This is a genomic window from Cellulosimicrobium sp. CpK407, from assembly GCF_051844275.1.
GTDB lineage: Bacteria > Actinomycetota > Actinomycetes > Actinomycetales > Cellulomonadaceae > Cellulosimicrobium > Cellulosimicrobium cellulans_G.
In genome coordinates, this window is sequence record NZ_JBGNYC010000046.1 from 1 (window position 1) to 16,370 (window position 16,370).

Below are 16,370 nucleotides of genomic sequence, written 5' to 3' on the forward strand. Positions count from 1 at the left end.
GGAGACTGGGCTGGGGATGAGCTGAGAGCAGAACGGGGGCCGTCAGCCGACGGACGGGTTGATCTCCGCGGTGTCGAGCGCGGCGTCGCCGCTGCCCCACGCCCCGAGGATCTCGACGAGCTGGCCGCTGTCCATGAGCGACTGCAGCGCCGCCTGGATCGCGGCGGCGAGCTCGGTGTCGTCCTTCGCGACGACGACGCCCTGCGGCGCGCTGTCGAACACGTCGCCGAGCTGCTCGAGCTGGCCCCCGGTCTGCTCGACCGCGTAGCCGATGACCGGCGAGTCGGCGTAGAGGACCTGCGCCTTGCCGCCCGCGACGTTCGTCGTGGCGTCGGACTGCGACTCGTACTGGAGGATGTCGATCTTCTCCTCGCCCGCGTCGGTGCACGCCTGGCTCTGCACGGCGATGTCCTCGTCCTGGATGGTGCCGGTCTGGACGGCGACGGTCAGGCCGCACAGGCTCGCCGGGTCGACGTCGTCCGGGTTGCCCGCCGCGACCGCGTACGCGGAGCCCGCGTTGAGGAAGGAGATCATGTTGGCCTCCTGCATGCGCTCCTCCGTGATCGTGAAGGAGGAGATGCCGGCGTCGTACTTGGTGCCCAGCGCCGGGATGATCGCCGGGAAGTCGGCCGACTGGACGTCGACGTCGAGGCCGAGCGCCGCGCCGACGGCCTTGATGACGTCGATGTCGAACCCGATCGGGGTCGTGCCGTCCGCGTCGATGAACTCGGCGGGCGCGTACTCCGTGTTCGAGGCGACGACGAGCGTCCCCGCGGACGCGACGTCCTCGGGCAGCAGCGCGGCGGCCGCCTCGTCGACCTCGATCGTCGAGGGGTCGAACGACGGCGCGGACGACGTCTCGTCGGATCCTGCGGTGCTGCCGTCCGTCCCGGTCTGGGACGCGTCGGTGCACGCGGTGAGCAGGAGGGCGCTCGTCGCGGTGAGCGCGACGAGGCCGAGGGGGAGCTTGCGCAGGGTCGTACGCATGGTGTTCTCCGATCGGGTGGGGGCCGGGCAGGGGCAGCGTAGACACCGATCGTCTCCGTCGTGTTACGTCGGCACCCGGCCCGGAGGACCGAGGAACGTACGGGGAACAGAGGACCCGGCGGTGCGCAGCACCTGCGCACGAGTGTGAGGCCGCACCGCTCCACTCACCAAACCGGCGGGGACATCGACGCCGAACCGTGACGAACCACCCCGCCGAGCACGACATGAGGGTCGTCAATCTCCCCATAGCGACCCTCATGTCGTGCTCGACGGCGGGTGGGGGCGGGGGCGGGAGGGGGCGGGGGCGGGAAGGGGGCGGGAGGGGGGCGGGGGTCAGGATGTCAGGAGGCGCTCGACGTAGCCGCCGAGGAAGCGGCCCTCCGGGTCGTGGCGCTGGACGAGGCTGCCGAAGTCGTCGAAGCGGGGGTAGAGCGTCGCGACCGAGCCCGGGTCGTGGACGAGCGCGTGCGAGAGCTTGCCCCAGTGCGGGCGCGCGCCCAGCGGGAGGAGCGCGGCCTCGACGTCGGGCAGGACGCGCGCGACGTCGTCGGGCAGGGGCTTCCACGTGAGGTGGACGCCGACCGCCGGGGCGTCGAACGGGCTCAGCCACAGCGGCTCGGGGTCGGCCGCGACCGTGCGGATCTCCCCCACCTGGAGCAGCGGGGTCACGCGCGGGCCGAGGTCGCGCATCGCGGCGAACGCCTCCTGCGCGCGGGCGCGCGGCACGAGGTACTCCGACTGCAGCTCGGCGCCGTTGCTCGGCGTGAAGTCGAGCCGGAAGTGCGGCAGCCGCTCGTTCCACGGGCCGGGCTCACCGAGCTGGCGCGTGCAGTGCACGGGATCGACGCCGGGGAGGGGGTGCAGCGTCGTCGCGGCGGACGTCGCCCCGAAGAGCTCCGCACGCGCGGTCCCGGTCTCCCCCGGCGCGAGGCGCGACTTGCGCCAGACCTGCTGCACGCCGTCGGGCCCCCAGTCCGTGAAGAGGCTCACCGAGTACGCCGACGCCGTGAGCTCGTCGTAGTGCGCGGTCACCGCGTCCCACGGCAGTCCGACGTGCACGTCCTGGCGCACGTCGAACGTCGGGACGGTCTCGAGCTCCACCCGGGTCACCACGCCCAGCGCCCCGAGCGCGACGACCGCGCCGGCGAAGTCCGGGTCCCCGCGCCGCAGCGCCCGGCGCACGCCGTCGCCCGTCACCAGCTCCAGCCCGACGACGGCGCTCGCGAGCGAGCCGACGCGGTCGCCCGAGCCGTGGGTCGCCGTCGCGACCGACCCCGCGACGGAGATGTGCGGGAGCGACGCGAGGTTCGCGAGCGCCCGGCCCGCGGCCTGCACCTGCCGGGTCACGTCGCCGTACCGCAGCCCCGCGGCGACCGACGCCACGCCCGTGGCGGGGTCGACCACGACGGGCGGGCGGCCGTCGTCGAACCGGTCGAGCACGACGTGGGTGCCGGTCGTGTCCGCGACGTCCCCGAACGAGTGTCGCGACCCGAGCGCCTTGACGCGCGGCGAGCGCCGCACGACGTCGGCGAGCTCGTCCGGCGTCGCGGGGTGCACGACCTCCGCCGAGGAATAGGTGAGGTTCCCCGCCCAGTTCGCGGGCCGGGCGGGTTCGGGCGTCGCGGTCACGCCCCCACCCTGCCACCCCTCTCCCCGCCGAACACGACATGAGCGTCGTTCTGGGGCCCGGAACGACCTCCAGGTCGTGCTCGACGACGGGTAAGCCCGTGGTCGGCGAGCCGGACCGGGGGGGTTGTCCCCACCTTCGGTCGGGGGTGGCCCGGGGTCCGCGGAACGGGACGAAGCGGTGAGATCGAGACATGACGACCAGCGCACGTCCTCTCCCCGCTGCCTCACGGTCCCGGCGCGTCTCGCCCGCCGCGTCCCCGGACGGCTCCGCCCTGTCCCCGGACGGCCCCGAGCGGCCCCTCCGCGGCGGGCTCGCCGCGTTCTGGGCGCTCGCGTTCGGGCTGTCCTGGGCGTCGTGGGGCGCCGCCTGGCTGCTCGGCGGCGACCTCGTCGACCCCGTCGTGCTCGCGCTCTTCGCGCTCGGCGGCTTCGGCCCGACGCTGGCGGCGCTCGTGCTGCGCGCGGCGGGGCGCCGCAGCCCGCGCGCGGCGCGCTGGGGCGCGGCCGGCCGATGGCTCCCGGCCGCGGTCGGGATCGGCGCCGCGCCCGCGGTCCTGACCGCGCTCGTCGTGCCGTTCCTCGGCGGCCCGACGGCGGACCTGTCGGCCGGGGCGGCGGCGGTCGCCGGGTCGGGCGGACCGCTCCTGTTCGCCCTCGTCTCGCTGTGCGCGGGGCCGCTGTCGGAGGAGTTCGGGTGGCGCGGCTACGCGCAGCCGCGCCTGCGGCGTCGGCTGTCGCCGCTCGCGACCTCGGTCGTGCTCGGCGCGGTGTGGGCGGTCTGGCACCTGCCGCTGTTCGCCCTCACCGGGACGTGGCAGTCGTCCCTCGGTCTCGTGAGCGTCGAGGCGGCGCTGTTCCTGCTCGCCATGATCCCGCTCTCGAGCGCGTACTGGCTGGTCAGCGAGCGCCTGCGGGGCGGGGTGCCGGCGGCGGTCGTGCTGCACCTCGTGGGGAACGTCGCGCTGACGGTCCTCGCCGTGACGTCGCCCGTCGCGATGGCGGTGTACGTCGGGGTGATCGTCCTGACGTCGGTGCTGATCCACCTCGTCACGCGCCCCGGCCCGCCCCGCCCCTGAGCGGTGCGGGTCAGGGCGTCACGAGCTCGACGGGGTGCTCGGCCAGGACCTCGCCCGTCTCGGCGTCGAGCACGACGACGGTCGACGGCGGGAGCGCGGACAGGTCCGGCGCCGTCCAGTCCTCGACGCCCGTGCAGGTCCGGCGGTCGAACGACTCCAGGACGGTGCCGGTCGTCGTCTCGACCGTGACCGTGGCGGGGTGGTCGAGCACCTGACGGGGCCACTTCTCGACGTCGAGCCACCCACCGGCGTCGCTCGCCGGCGTGCTGTTCCACCAGCCCTCGAGACCGCCGAGCTCGGTCGGCTCGCCGTCGTCGCCCCGGACCTGGACCGGCGTGCCCGCGGTACCGGTGACGGCGCCGCACTGCTGCACCCCGTTCGTCTCGACCGGTGCCGGCGCGGGGGTCTCCGCGGCGAGCGCCGGGTCGTCCCCGGGGGCCTCCGCGGCCGGGGCACCGCCGACGGCGTCGCTCGGCTCGGTGCCCGCCGCGCGGCCGGTCAGGGCCGCGGCGATCCCGACCCCGAGCACGGCGACGACGAGCGCCCCGCCGACCAGCGGCGCCCGCCAGCGGGTCGACCGCCCCGGTCCGCCGTCGTCCCCGGTGCCGTCCGGGCGTGCCCTGTCGTCCCGCGCCGTGTCGCGCATCGTTCCCCCCTGTCCCCTGCGTGACCCGCCGCTCTGCGGGTGCCCGCACCCTACCGGCCGCGGCGGGCCGTGTCAGCGGTTCGCCCCCAGTGGGCCGAGACGGCGGCGACCTGCTCGTCGAACGCCGCCGTCTCCGCGCGTGTGGGCGTGCGGCGCCACTGCGGCTCGACGACGACGTCGCGCGTCCCGACGACCCAGCGCCACCGCCCGACCACCACCCCGTCGACCGCGAGCCCGTGGATGAACGACCCGAGCCGGTCGCCCAGGTCGACGCCCTCCGCCACGACGAGCCTGCGCGTCTCGCCGTAGGACGTGAAGAGCTCGTCGTAGCTCTGCAGCAGGTCGACGACCGGGCGGTCCGGGTCGCCGTCGGGCGCGAGGGCGCCCACGAACGGGCCGGGATCGACCACGCGAGGGTCGGCGTCGGCGAGCCGCCACAGGGTCGTGCCCTCCAGCGCGCCCGCGCCGGGCACGGCCACGACCTCCGCCCCGAGCAGGTCGAGCCCGTGCCGCACCTCGGTGAGCGTGAAGCCCGACCACTGCGCGACGTCCTTGACCGTCGCGTACGCGCGGCTCGCGAGGGAGCGCCGCAGCAGCTCGACGAGCGCGGCGTCGCGGTCGAACCGCTCGCCGAGCGGCCCGTAGCCCGCGGGGACGCGGTCGTCGAACGCGGCGTAGGTCTGCTGCTTGCCGTCGAGCGGCCCGCTGACGAGCTGCCGGTCGAGCTCGGCTTGCATGAGCACGTAGCCGAGCGCGATGCCTTCGAGGGGGCGACCGTGGGCGGCGAGCAGTCCCGCGAGCTCGCGGCGCGTCCGGGGCCGCTCCTGCACGGCCGCGACGACGAGGTCGGTCTCGGCGGCGTGGCCCGCCGTCCCGACCTGCCGGTACATCGTCCCGTTGGCCTGGTGCACCCGAGGTGCGCTGAGCTCGACGAGCCAGCGGGCGTCGTCGGAGCGGACGAGGTGCCAGGTGGGGCGGAGCACGTGCGTGCGCACCACCTCCCCGCGGTCGCAGACCGCCGCGGCACCTGCCGCACCGGGCCGGGCCTCGGGTCGCAGCCGGCGCGTGAGGCCCCACAGCGCGGGGTGGAACTCCTGGCCCTGGACCGCGACCAGGTGCCCGACGGCGGTCGGCACGTCGGGCAGGTCGGGCGACCGCAGGCGGTGCGCGGCGAGGCGCGCCGCGCGCACGTGGCGTTCGTCGACCGGCGCCTCGGTCACCGCGCCACCCGTGCCGCGCGGGTCACGACGCCACCAGGTCCTCGGCGACGACGTCGGTCCCGGTCACCCCGACGCGCACCCCGCCCTCGACGACGGACACGGAGTCGAGCGCGACGCCGTCGGGCAGGTCGAGCGGGACCCGCAGGTCGGACAGGGCGCGGGAGATCCCCGACGGCAGGTCGTCGACCGACACCGTCCCGAGGCCCGTGCGGACCGCGACGACGTCGACCGCGAGCTCGGCCGGCCCGGAGACGCGCGGCGTCACGTCGACCGTGATCGTCGCGCCCAGCAGGTCGAACGCGAGCGACAGGACGTCGTCGGCCGCGGTGAGTCCCACGTCCAGGCCGGTCTGCTCCGCGACGATCTGCTGCAGCGACTCCACGGCGATGACGCCCGACGCCGTCCCGGACGCGATCCGGTGCGGTTCCGACGTGCTCACGCCCTCGGCCTCGACCTGCAGGTCGGAGATCGCGTAGCCCCCGAACGACGCGGTGTCCGCAGAGCCCGTGACGTGCGTCAGCTCGCCGCGCGCGAGCTGCGTGAGGAACGGGAAGCCCGTGATGTCGAGCTGCGCCCCGGTCACGTCGTCGGCCTGGTCCTCGAACGCCGTCACCGCGCCGCGCTCCGCGGCGCGGACCGCGACCCGGTCCGCCACGACGGCGACCGCCACGATCACCACGAGCGTCACGATCAGGCCCACCAGTCGCTTCATGCGCCCACCCTAGGTCCGCCGACCACGACATTGCCGTCGTTCTGACGCTCGTGGCGACAGCAACCCCGTGCTCGACGCGGGCTGTCGTCGTCCTCGACCCGGACGTAGATTGCCCGGCATGACCTCATCCCGGCACCCGTACCGCATCGGCGTCCAGCTCCAGCCGCAGCACGCCGACTACGCCCAGGTCCGCGACGCCGTGCTGCGCGCGGAGGACCTCGGCGTCGACGTCATCTTCAACTGGGACCACTTCTTCCCCCTGACCGGCGACCCCGACGGCAAGCACTTCGAGTGCTGGACGATGCTCGGCGCGTGGGCCGAGCAGACCTCGCGCGTCGAGATCGGCGCCCTCGTCACGTGCAACAGCTACCGCAACCCCGACCTCCTGGCCGACATGGCGCGGACGGTCGACCACATCAGCGGCGGTCGTCTGATCCTCGGGATCGGGGCGGGCTGGTTCGAGAAGGACTACGACCGGTTCGGGTACGAGTTCGGCACCGCGGGCGGGCGCATCGCCGACCTCGCCGCGGCGCTGCCGCGCATCAAGGCCCGCTGGGCGGCGTCGAACCCGGCGCCCACGCGCGACATCCCCGTCCTCGTCGGTGGCGGCGGCGAGCGCAAGACCCTGCGCGTCGTCGCGGAGCACGCGGACGTGTGGCACTCGTTCGGCGACGCGGACACGCTCGCACGCAAGAGCGCGATCCTCGACGAGCACGGCGAGGCCGTCGGCCGCGACACCGCCGCGCTCGTCGAGCGCTCGGTCGGCGTCTCCCGGCCGCCGTCGGAGTCCGCGGACGCGCTCGTCGCCGCGGGCGCGACGCTGTTCACGGTCGGCACGAGCGGGCCGGACTACGACCTGTCGCTCGTGCGGGAGTGGGTCGCCTGGCGCGACGCCCAGGGGTGACCCCCGCGCCGAGCACGACCTCGCTGTCGTTCTGACGCCCCTGGCGACAACAAGGTCGTGCTCGACGGCGCGTGTCGTCGTGCTCGACGGGGCGGGGCGTCCGTCAGAACAGCGCCCGCGCGAGGTTCGACAACGCGGCGTGGACCTCGGAGCGCAGACCGTCGTCGGCGACCACGACCGCCACGCCGACGCCGACCACGACGAGCAGGAGTCCTGCGCGCCACCACCACGGCGACCGGTGCACCGTCCGCCCTCCCTCGTTCGATCCTTCGGCTCCACGGACCGCCCGACCGGCCCGTGCGTCCCGGGCCGTCGAGCGCGCCGCCCGCTGCCCGGTCGCCGGGCAGCGGGCCGGCACCGTCAGTACGACAGTGTCCGCCACGGAGACGACTCGGTGTCCAGGAGTCGTCGCACCGCGCGCTTGAAGTCGGGCAGGTCCTGGTCGATCGGGGTGCGGTTGCCCGCCGACCAGAACGCGCGCCCGGCGAGGAACCCGTCGCCGAACTGCTCCCACGACGCGTACGCGGGGCGCGACATCACGACGGCCTCCTCGATCGCCGCCCACGCCCGCTCGGGCGAGACGAACCCGGCGTCGACCGCGAGGCGGCTGACGTGCACCACCCGCGCCGCGTCCCACGCCGCGATCGACGGCGGCAGCGGGTCGGTGAGCTCGCCGTGCCCGCCCACCTGCGCCGACGCGCTCCAGCCCTGGTAGAACGCGACCGCGCGCTCGGGGTCGAGCCCGCGCGCCGTCGCCTCCTGCCGCGCCTGGGCGGCGTGCTGCTCGGCCGCACCCTTCGCGTCGCGGCGGCTCAGCCGGCCCGAGTACAGCTCCTCGACCTTGGGCATCGCGATCGCGTAGTAGCCGCGGTGTCCCTGGGTGAGCAGGAACTCGTACGTGCGCTCGACGTCGTCCGCGCCCCGCACGTCCCACCCCGCCGCGAGCGGCTTCGCGGCCGTGCGGGCGTCCGCCTCCACGGTCAGCGCGTTGATGGGCAGCACGCCCTCGACGGCGTAGACCGCGCCGAGCGCGAGCCCGCGCTGCTGCGCCGGTGTGAGCGCGGGAGCGTCCTCCTTCGCGTACAGGTCCGCGGTCCCCGAGAACATGTCCTTGAGCTTGTCGAACAGGCCCACCGTCGCTCCTTCGTCTCCCCGCGCCACCGACGCGGTCCGTCGCGCCGCGGTCGTCGCGGCCTCCGGGCAGCGTGGCCGCCGGGCGGTCCCCGGGGCACGCGCCCCGAACGATCCCGAACGGCGCGGGCGCGTTCTTCACCCGGCCGCCGTCCGCGCCCGGCACCTCCGCGGCGCGGTCACGTCGGGCGCCGGTCGGTGGCCGTCGCTAGCCTGGCGCGGTGCCCCTCGACCCGCCGCCGTCCCCCGTGGGCGCCGGGTCGGTGGACGAGCTCGCGACCCGCCTACGGGCGCTGCGCTCCTGGGCCGGCGACCCCTCGTACACGGAGATCGCGCGGCGCGTCGGCGCGCTCCGCACCGCGCGGGGCGTGCCCGCCGCGGAGGCGCGACCCGGCCGCGTGACCGTCTACGACGTCTTCCGGGAGGGTCGCTCCCGGCTCGACGTCGACCTCCTCGCCGACGTCGCGCAGGCCCTCGGCGACGCACGGCCCGCAGGCTGGCGTGCGGCGTACCGGACGGCCGCGCGGGCGGCCTCCGCGCAGGGCACCGCCGTGGACGCGGCGGCGCGCACCGGGCCGCGCGCCGCCGACCGACCGCACGGCGCGGCGCCGACCGTGCGACGAGGGCCGGTCGCGCCCGACCGTCCGCTCGTCGGCCGGGACGGCGAGGTCGCCCGGCTGGTCGCGGTGCTCGCGGAGCCACCGGACGAGGACGCGCCCGGCAACGCCGCGCCGCGCGTCGTGACCGTCACGGGTCTCGCCGGGACGGGGACGACGAGCGTCGCGCTCGCCGTCGCGCGCGAGGTCCCGGCGGACGTGGTCGTGCGGGTCGACCTCCACGGGGAACCGGGCGGTGCGACGCCGTCGGCCGCCGTCGTGCTCGACGCGCTGCTCCAGGCGCTCGGCGCGCCGCCGCCCGACGCACAGGCGCGCGATCTCCCCGCGCTCGCCGCGGCCCTCGCGGCCGCGCTCGCTGGGCGCCGCACGACCGTCGTCCTCGACGACGCGACCGACGCCGCCCAGGCCGCGGACGTCGTCGCGCACCTGCCGGCCACGGCGCGCGTCGTGGCCACGGCGCACCGCGTGCTCGACCTGCCCGCCGCGGTCGGCACGACCCTGGACCCGCTCCGCGAGGACGACGCGATCGCGCTCCTCGGGTCGGTCGTCGGCGCGGACCGCGTGGCCGCCGAGCCGGAGGCCTCGACCCGGCTGGTCCGTGCGTGCGGGGGCCTCCCCGCCGCGCTGGTGCGCACCGCCGACGACGTCCGTGCGCGGCCCGGCTGGTCGCTCGCCGACCACGCCCGGCGCGTGGAGGACCTGCCCGGGCCGGTCCTCCACCCGGCGCTCGCCGCGGCGCACCGCGACCTTCCCGCCGACCACGCCCGCGCCCTGCGCCTCCTCGCCCTCGTCCCGGTGCCGCTCGACGCCGCCTGGGTCGCCGTGCTCCTCGGCGTCTCGACGAGCGAGAGCCGCGACGCGCTCGCCGCGCTGGGGCGTGCGCACCTCGTCACGCACAGGCCGCGCGGCGAGGTCGTCGTGCCCGACGCCGTCCGCACGCTCGCCGCCGACCTCGCCCGGTCCGACGACCCGTTCTCCGCGCGGGCCACCGCCGTCGGGCGGCTCGCCGCCCGGCTGCTCGACGACGCCCGGCCCGCCGTGCATGCGGCGGCGCCCCACCACGACGCCCCCGGGCGCACGGCCGGGCCGGGCGCGACCGGGCCAGGGGCGGCCGGATCCGACTCGGCCGGGTCGGGGGGCGCGGCGGCGGCGCGCACGACCGACGTCGCGCTCGCGTGGCTCGACGCCCACCGGGACCTGCTCGTCGCGACGTCGACGCTCGCCGCGGAGCACGAGCTCGCCGACCCGGTGACCGACCTCTCCGCCCTGCTCGCGCCGTACCTCGACTCGGCGGGGCACTGGGACGACGCGGTCGCGGTGCACACGGCGGCGGTCGAGCACGGGCGGGCGTCCGGGCGGTCCCAGGCCGGGCGCGACCTCGGGCGCGCGCTCGAACGGCTCGGCCGGTACGACGAGGCGCTCGCCCAGCTCGTCCGCTCGCTCGAGCGCGGCGACGACCCACGCCCCGGCCAGACGCTCAACCGCATCGGCAACGTGTACAAGCGGCTCGGTCGCTTCGACGAGGCGGAGACCGCGTACCACGACGCCGCCGCCGGGGCGCGGACCGCGGGCGACCCGGTCAGCGAAGGCCGCGCCGTCGGGAACCTCGCGGACGTGCACCGGATCCTCGGGCGGCACGACGACGCGCGTGCCGGCTACGAGCGGGCGCTCGCGCTGTCGCGTCGCGTGGGCGACGTCCTCAACGTCGCCATCGTGTCGAGCAACGCCGCGATCCTCTCCGAGGCCGAGGGCAGCGTCGACCGCGCGCTCGCGCAGCACCGCGACGCGCTCGCGAGCGCGACGTCGCTCGGCGACGCGGGCCTCGCGACGCGCGCCCGGGTGCACGTGGGGCGGCTCCTCGCGGGCTCCGGCGAGACCGGAGGCGGCGTCACGGAGCTGCGCGCCGCGGTGCGGGCCGCCGTCGCGCTCGGGGACCCCGACGCCGAGGCCGAGGCCCGCAGCGCCCTCGCGACCGCGCTGCTCGCCGCGGGCTCCGTCGCGGAGGCGGTCGCGGCGGGCGAGGCTGCGGTCGAGCTGGCGCGACGCGTCCGCGCACGACTCGTCGAGACGGAGGCGCTCAACGCGCTCGGGGAGGCCGTGCTCGCCGCGGGCGACGCCCGCCGCGCGGCGGACCTGCACGACGCGGCCCGCGCGCTCGCCGTCGAGCTCGACGACGCCGCCGAGGACGCCCGTGCGCGGCGCGGGCTCGCGGCCGCCGGGCGCGCAGGCGGGTCCGACGCCGCCGACCGCGCCCGCGAGGCGCCCGGCCGCGCCTGACGCTCGTCCGCCGTCTCAGCATGCGATCGCGTACGGCGTCCGGGAACATGTGGCGCCCCGCCCGCGGTTGCCCCTGTCATGGCCTCCACCCCACCCGCGACCCCGGCGCCGACCGCGCCCGTCGCCGCCCAGCCGGGCACCGGACCTTCCACGAGCCCCCCCGCTCCCGCCCGACCCGGGCGCATCAGCGCGGGGCTCGTCCTGCTGCTCTCCGCGCTCACCGCGATCGGTCCGCTGACGATCGACCTCTACCTCTCCGCCTTCCCGCGCATCGTCGACGAGCTCGGCACCACCGAGTCCCGTGTCCAGCTCACGCTCACCGCGACCCTCGCGGGGCTCGCGCTCGGCCAGCTCCTCATCGGGTCGGTCTCCGACGCGATCGGCCGTCGCGCACCCCTGCTCGTGTCCCTCGCGGTGTACGTCGCCGCGTCCGCGGGCATCGTGTTCGCCGGGTCCGTCGCCGCGCTCACCGGCCTGCGGTTCGTCCAGGGCCTCGCCGCGGCCGCCGGGATGGTGCTCTCCATGGCGATCGTGCGCGACTCGTTCGAGGGCTACCAGATCGGCAAGGTCATCGCGCGCCTCATGCTGGTCGTGGGCGTGGCACCCATCCTCGCGCCGACGATCGGCGCGCAGTTCCTGCGGCTCGGCTCATGGCGCGGCATGTTCGTCGCGCTGGCCGTGGTCGGCGCGGTGCTGTTCGTGCTCGTGCTGCTCCGCCTGCGCGAGACCCTGCCCGCGGACCGCCGCCGCTCGGGCGGGACCGTCGCCGCCCTGCGCTCCTACGGCTCGCTCCTCACCGACTGGTCGTTCATCGGGCTCGCGCTCATCGCGGGCTTCTACATGGCCGCGATGTTCACCTACATCTCCGCGTCGACGTTCGTGTTCCAGGACTTCTTCGGCATGTCCGCCCAGCAGTACGCGATCGTGTTCGGCGTCGGCGCGGTGTCCGTGACCGCCGGCAGCCAGATCAACGGCGCGCTCGTGGGCCGCGTGGCGCCCGAGCGCATCCTCCAAGGCGCGGTCGCCGCGGGCTTCGTCCTCTCGGGCGGGCTGCTCGTCGCGGCGCTCGCCGGCGGCGGGCTCGCGTGGCTCGTCCCGCTCATCGTCCTCACGCTCGGCACCGCGGGCTTCGTCATGCCGTCCGTCCCCGCCATCGCGCTCGAGCGCAACGCGCACCGCGCCGGGAGCGCCGCCGCGCTCATCGGGGCCTTCCAGTTCGGCGTCGGGGCGATCATCGCGCCGGTGACCGGGCTGCTCGGCGGGTCGCCGCCCGTGACGATGGCCGCGGTGATGTTCGGCGTCGTCGTCATCGCCGGCGCGGTCCTGCTCGGCCTGCGGCACACGTTCGGCGCGCCCGTCCCGGACGAGGCGGCGGACGCCCTCGGCACCCGGGACGCGGCGGAGGTCGGCAGCACGACCACGGCCGACGAGGAGGCCGGCGGACCCCGTGCCGCGGGCGTCGTCGACCAGACCGAGCGCGAGGCCGCCGTCGGCGTCCCCGACGACGCCGCGGCGCTCGCCGAGGCCACGGTGCTCGCCGACCGCGGCGCCTGACCCGGCGGGCTCTCCCCGCCGAGAACGACCCCACGCGCCGTCGACCACGAGGTTGCTGTCGTGATCCACCGGATGACGACAGCAACCCCGTGCTCGGCGCGGAGAATGGGCGGGTGACGCCCGACGACCCCGAGTACCCGCTCGCCGCACGGGCCGCGCCGTCGCTCGCGGCGCTCGACGACCACCTCGTCGAGTGCCGCGCGTGCCCGCGGCTCGTCGCGTGGCGCGAGCACGTCGCCGACGTCAAGCGGGCGTCGTTCCGGGACGAGGACTACTGGGCCCGCCCCGTGCCCGGGTTCGGCGACGAGCGCGCGGGGATCCTCGTCGTCGGGCTCGCGCCCGCCGCGCACGGGGCCAACCGCACGGGCCGCATGTTCACGGGCGACCGCAGCGGCGACTTCCTGTTCGCGTCCATGCACCGCACGGGTCTGGCCAACCAGGCGACGTCCGTGTCCGCCGACGACGGGCTGCGCCTCACGGGGATCCGCGTCACCGCCCCGGTGCGGTGCGCCCCGCCCGACAACAAGCCGACGCCCGAGGAACGCCGACGGTGCGGGCCGTACCTCGCGCGCGAGGTCGAGCTGCTCGGTGCGACCGTGCGCGTCGCGGTCGTGCTCGGCGGCTTCGGCTGGCAGGCGCTGCTGTCCACGCTCGCGGAGCAGGGCTGGGACGTCCCCCGGCCCCGACCGCGGTTCGCGCACGGCGCGGAGGTGACGCTGCGCCGTCGGGCCCCCGCGGCGGTCGGCGACGCGGCGGGACGCCCCGCGAGCGCCGTGCCCGACGCCGGGCAGGCGGCTCTCGCGCCGACCCTCACCCTCCTGGGGTGCTTCCACGTGAGCCAGCAGAACACGTTCACCGGACGCCTCACGCCGCAGATGCTCGACGACGTGCTCCTGCGGGCGCGCGACCTCGCCGGCCGGGGCGCACCGGGCTGAGCGCCCGCGTTCCGAGAGATGCGCTCCGGGACGAGGGACCCACCCGGACGTGCAGCGCTCGGCCGCAGACGCAGCGCTCGGCCGCGGTGCGACGCTCGACCGGCGTACGCCCCACGTGCGCCCGACGGAGCGCGTCGGCGGAGTCGCGGCGGCCCGTGGGGTCGGCGCCGGGCCGTCTACCGGGCCGCGGTCGTCGGGGACTGACGGCGCGGGGCGTCCGCCCAGCGACGGCGCTCGGCCACGCGCGGCAGGACGCGGCCCACGAGCCGGAGCTGCTCGCGGCGCGCGATGACCTCCATGCGCCGCAGCTCGCGCTCGAGCGGGGACGATGCTGCTGACATTGCTGCTCTCCTTCGACGGCACCGGGCGGCGGTCCACCCCGTCGCGGTCGCGACGGTCCCGGCGATGACGCGCGACGACCGCGGTCGGCCGTCGCCCTGCCCCCGTAGGAGGGACGGACGCGGCCCGGGTTCGTGACACCCGGCGCCCCGCCCGTCCGGTGCGCTACGCGGGGCGGGGGGCGTGACACCGGGCGCCGCCCACCCGGTCCGCTACGCCGTCGGGAGCGCGGACTCCTCGTACTGCTCCACGAACTCCCCCGTCGGCGGGATCGGCGTGATGACGTCGAGGAGGACGCCGTTCGGGTCGGCCGTGATGAAGTGCCGCTGGCCGAACGCCTCGTCGCGCAGCGAACGGAGGATCGGCAGGCCCGCCGCGACGAACCGGTCGTGGACGGCGTCGACGTCCTCGACCTCCAGGTTGAGCAGGAGGCCGCTCGCCCTCCCCCGCCCGCTCTCGGGGATCGTCTCGTGGTCGCCGTCCAGCACGGCGAGGTTCACCGCGTCGTCGTGCACGGACTGCAGGTGCACGTACCAGTCGCTCGTGAAGAGCGGCCGGAGGTCGAGGTGCTCGACGTAGAACGCCGCGGTCGCCGCGACGTCCCCGGTCATGATCACCGGGTACCAGCTCGTGATGCGCACGGATCTTCTCCTCCTGGTCGGGGCGGGCAGCCGCGTGAGAAAACAAACAGGCTGTATGTATCTAAGGATGACCTACAGTCTGTCGGTATGCAAGAGAGCCGTCGCACCAACGCCGAGCGCACCCTCGCCACCCGGTCCGCCCTCGTCGCCGCCGCGCGCGAGCTGTTCGTCGACCCCGGGTACGCGGAGGCGTCGACGCCGCAGATCGCCGCGGCCGCGCACGTCACGCGCGGCGCGCTGTACCACCACTACGCGGACAAGCGAGACCTGTTCCGGGCGGTCGTCGAGGCCGAGGCGGAAGCCGTCGCGCGCGAGATCGAGGCGCGGACCGGCCCGCTCGGCGGCGTCCACGAGGCCACAGCCGCGAGCGCGACCCGGACGGCACCTCCTACGAGCGACGCACCCCCCGCCCCCCGCTCTCGGCACGAGCCCGACGCACCCGACGCCCGCGGGATGCTCGTCGAGGGCGCGCGGGCCTACCTGGACGCGATGGCGGTCCCCGGCCGGACGCGCCTGCTGCTCGTCGACGCCCCGGCCGTGCTCGGTGCCGTCGAGGCCGACGCCCTCGACGCGCGCCACGCCCGTCGCACGCTGCGCGCGGGCCTCGCCGCCGCGCTGGACACCGCGCCGGACCAGGAGCGCACCCGCGAGGGCAGCGCGCACGACGACCACGGCACCGAGGAGCCGACGGCGGGACCGCACCACGGGGAGCACCCCGCGCCCGAGCGCCCGAGCCCCGTCCCCGCGCGCGAGCACGGGCCGACCGCACCGCGCATCACGGACGACGCCGCAGACGACGTCGCAGACGACGTCGCGCGCGACATCGCGCACGACGACCGTCTCGACGCGCTGACCCTCCTGCTCTCCGCGGCCTTCGACCGTGCGGCGCTGGCGCTCGACGGCGGTGCGCCGCCCCGCCCCGTCCGCGCGGCGGTCACCGAGCTCGTGGACCGGGTGTGCGCGCCGCGAACCACTCGATGACGCCCGCCCGCGTGCGCTCGTGCCGCTCGACGGTGAGCCCCGCGTCGAGCACCCAGCGCAGCGGGCGGCGGCGGAAGTGCTCGCCGGCGAGCGGGACGCTCACGACGTCGGCCGCCGCCTGGAGCGCGCGGAGCGGCCACGACGTCGACCCGACGTGGTCCGCGAGGACGAGCAGGCCGCCGGGCCGCAGCACGCGGACCATCTCCGCGAGCGCGGCACGGTGGTCGGGGATCGCGCAGAGCGAGAAGGTGCAGACCACGGTGTCGTAGGCGCCGTCGGGCAGGTCGAGCCGCTGCGCGTCGCCGAGCCGGAGGTCGACGTCGATCCCCCGCTCCACCGCCCGTCGCCGCGCGAGCGCGAGCATCCCCGGGCTCCACTCGACGCCCGTCAGCCGGCCGTGGAGCACGTGCGCGGGGTAGTGCGCGAGGTTGAGGCCCGTGCCGATCGCGACCTCGAGCGTCTCGCCCGTCGCGAGCCCGCACGCGCGGGGGCGGACGTCCGGGAAGAGACGGCGCTCGGCGACGGCCATGCCGCGGTCGTAGGCGCTCGCCTCCCGGTCCCAGCGCCGCCGCAGCCGCGCGTCGCGCGGGCTCGCCGTGCCGCCCGGCTCGGTCGGTCCGGCCATGCGCACCACCTCTCGCCGCCGGTGGACGGCCGCTGCACCGGCCACCTCGACCGGTCGGCGGCGCGCTCGGCCGACGTTCTCCGCCGGGCGCGCTCG

The 16,370-nt window shown here is 76.5% G+C and carries 16 protein-coding genes; 6 read left to right on the forward strand and 10 right to left on the reverse strand.

The window, feature by feature from the left end; translation table 11 throughout:
* Positions 1 to 42: 42 nt before the first annotated feature.
* Both ABWU78_RS16690 and ABWU78_RS16695 read right to left on the reverse strand, forming a co-directional pair.
* Positions 43 to 987: an ABC transporter substrate-binding protein gene (locus tag ABWU78_RS16690; RefSeq protein ID WP_439159004.1), complete on the reverse strand. Its 945-nt coding sequence runs from the start codon at positions 985 to 987 to the stop codon at positions 43 to 45.
* A 333-nt stretch (positions 988 to 1,320) separates the two neighbouring features.
* Positions 1,321 to 2,616, reverse strand: a complete 1,296-nt coding sequence (locus ABWU78_RS16695; RefSeq protein WP_439159005.1) for an FAD-binding protein — start codon at positions 2,614 to 2,616, stop codon at positions 1,321 to 1,323.
* A 191-nt stretch (positions 2,617 to 2,807) separates the two neighbouring features.
* On the opposite strand from ABWU78_RS16695, the gene ABWU78_RS16700 reads away from it, so the two are divergent.
* Complete coding sequence (locus ABWU78_RS16700; RefSeq protein ID WP_439159006.1) at positions 2,808 to 3,692, forward strand: CPBP family intramembrane glutamic endopeptidase; 885 nt, start codon at positions 2,808 to 2,810, stop codon at positions 3,690 to 3,692.
* A gap of 10 nt (positions 3,693 to 3,702) precedes the next feature.
* Here ABWU78_RS16700 and ABWU78_RS16705 read toward each other — a convergent pair whose 3' ends face one another.
* The 3 genes from ABWU78_RS16705 to ABWU78_RS16715 are packed head-to-tail and all read right to left on the reverse strand — an operon-like array spanning position 3,703 to position 6,270.
* On the reverse strand, positions 3,703 to 4,338 hold the full coding sequence (locus ABWU78_RS16705; RefSeq protein ID WP_439159007.1) for a hypothetical protein: 636 nt from the start codon (positions 4,336 to 4,338) through the stop codon (positions 3,703 to 3,705).
* 50 nt (positions 4,339 to 4,388) lie between these two features.
* Positions 4,389 to 5,558 carry a DNA glycosylase AlkZ-like family protein gene (locus ABWU78_RS16710; protein ID WP_253054610.1) on the reverse strand — a complete coding sequence of 390 codons (1,170 nt, stop codon included), beginning with the start codon at positions 5,556 to 5,558 and terminating at the stop codon, positions 4,389 to 4,391.
* Between the two features lie 22 nt (positions 5,559 to 5,580).
* A complete protein-coding gene (locus ABWU78_RS16715; protein ID WP_439159008.1) occupies positions 5,581 to 6,270 on the reverse strand; it encodes an LmeA family phospholipid-binding protein in 690 nt (229 codons plus the stop codon).
* Positions 6,271 to 6,388: 118 nt separating this feature from the next.
* Between ABWU78_RS16715 and ABWU78_RS16720 the strand changes: the two genes are divergently transcribed.
* Entirely contained in the window at positions 6,389 to 7,174 is a 786-nt protein-coding gene (locus ABWU78_RS16720) for an LLM class F420-dependent oxidoreductase (RefSeq protein ID WP_439159009.1), read from the forward strand.
* A gap of 103 nt (positions 7,175 to 7,277) precedes the next feature.
* Here ABWU78_RS16720 and ABWU78_RS16725 read toward each other — a convergent pair whose 3' ends face one another.
* Together ABWU78_RS16725 and ABWU78_RS16730 are read right to left on the reverse strand one after the other, a co-directional pair.
* Complete coding sequence (locus tag ABWU78_RS16725; protein WP_253054616.1) at positions 7,278 to 7,418, reverse strand: hypothetical protein; 141 nt, start codon at positions 7,416 to 7,418, stop codon at positions 7,278 to 7,280.
* A 116-nt stretch (positions 7,419 to 7,534) separates the two neighbouring features.
* Positions 7,535 to 8,308 carry a DUF1266 domain-containing protein gene (locus tag ABWU78_RS16730; RefSeq protein ID WP_253054618.1) on the reverse strand — a complete coding sequence of 258 codons (774 nt, stop codon included), beginning with the start codon at positions 8,306 to 8,308 and terminating at the stop codon, positions 7,535 to 7,537.
* A gap of 218 nt (positions 8,309 to 8,526) precedes the next feature.
* Here ABWU78_RS16730 and ABWU78_RS16735 point away from each other — a divergent pair, with 218 nt between their 5' ends.
* The 3 genes from ABWU78_RS16735 to ABWU78_RS16745 all read left to right on the forward strand — a co-directional run bounded on the left by ABWU78_RS16735 (position 8,527) and on the right by ABWU78_RS16745 (position 13,688).
* Positions 8,527 to 11,199 carry a tetratricopeptide repeat protein gene (locus ABWU78_RS16735; protein WP_253054620.1) on the forward strand — a complete coding sequence of 891 codons (2,673 nt, stop codon included), beginning with the start codon at positions 8,527 to 8,529 and terminating at the stop codon, positions 11,197 to 11,199.
* 78 nt (positions 11,200 to 11,277) lie between these two features.
* Entirely contained in the window at positions 11,278 to 12,753 is a 1,476-nt protein-coding gene (locus ABWU78_RS16740) for a multidrug effflux MFS transporter (protein WP_253054622.1), read from the forward strand.
* Between the two features lie 113 nt (positions 12,754 to 12,866).
* Positions 12,867 to 13,688 (forward strand): uracil-DNA glycosylase, encoded by an 822-nt coding sequence (locus tag ABWU78_RS16745; protein WP_439159010.1) that lies wholly within the window; start codon positions 12,867 to 12,869, stop codon positions 13,686 to 13,688.
* Positions 13,689 to 13,864: 176 nt separating this feature from the next.
* On the opposite strand, the gene ABWU78_RS16750 is transcribed toward ABWU78_RS16745, so the two are convergent.
* Both ABWU78_RS16750 and ABWU78_RS16755 read right to left on the reverse strand, forming a co-directional pair.
* Complete coding sequence (locus ABWU78_RS16750) at positions 13,865 to 14,029, reverse strand: hypothetical protein (protein ID WP_253054626.1); 165 nt, start codon at positions 14,027 to 14,029, stop codon at positions 13,865 to 13,867.
* Between the two features lie 210 nt (positions 14,030 to 14,239).
* Positions 14,240 to 14,668: a VOC family protein gene (locus tag ABWU78_RS16755; RefSeq protein WP_253054628.1), complete on the reverse strand. Its 429-nt coding sequence runs from the start codon at positions 14,666 to 14,668 to the stop codon at positions 14,240 to 14,242.
* Between the two features lie 87 nt (positions 14,669 to 14,755).
* Here ABWU78_RS16755 and ABWU78_RS16760 point away from each other — a divergent pair, with 87 nt between their 5' ends.
* Positions 14,756 to 15,649: a helix-turn-helix domain-containing protein gene (locus ABWU78_RS16760; protein ID WP_253054630.1), complete on the forward strand. Its 894-nt coding sequence runs from the start codon at positions 14,756 to 14,758 to the stop codon at positions 15,647 to 15,649.
* Here the strand turns inward: ABWU78_RS16760 and ABWU78_RS16765 are convergent.
* Positions 15,603 to 16,274, reverse strand: a complete 672-nt coding sequence (locus ABWU78_RS16765; RefSeq protein WP_353706768.1) for a class I SAM-dependent methyltransferase — start codon at positions 16,272 to 16,274, stop codon at positions 15,603 to 15,605. The two genes, ABWU78_RS16760 and ABWU78_RS16765, sit on opposite strands and share 47 nt — an antisense overlap.
* Positions 16,275 to 16,370 lie beyond the last annotated feature (96 nt).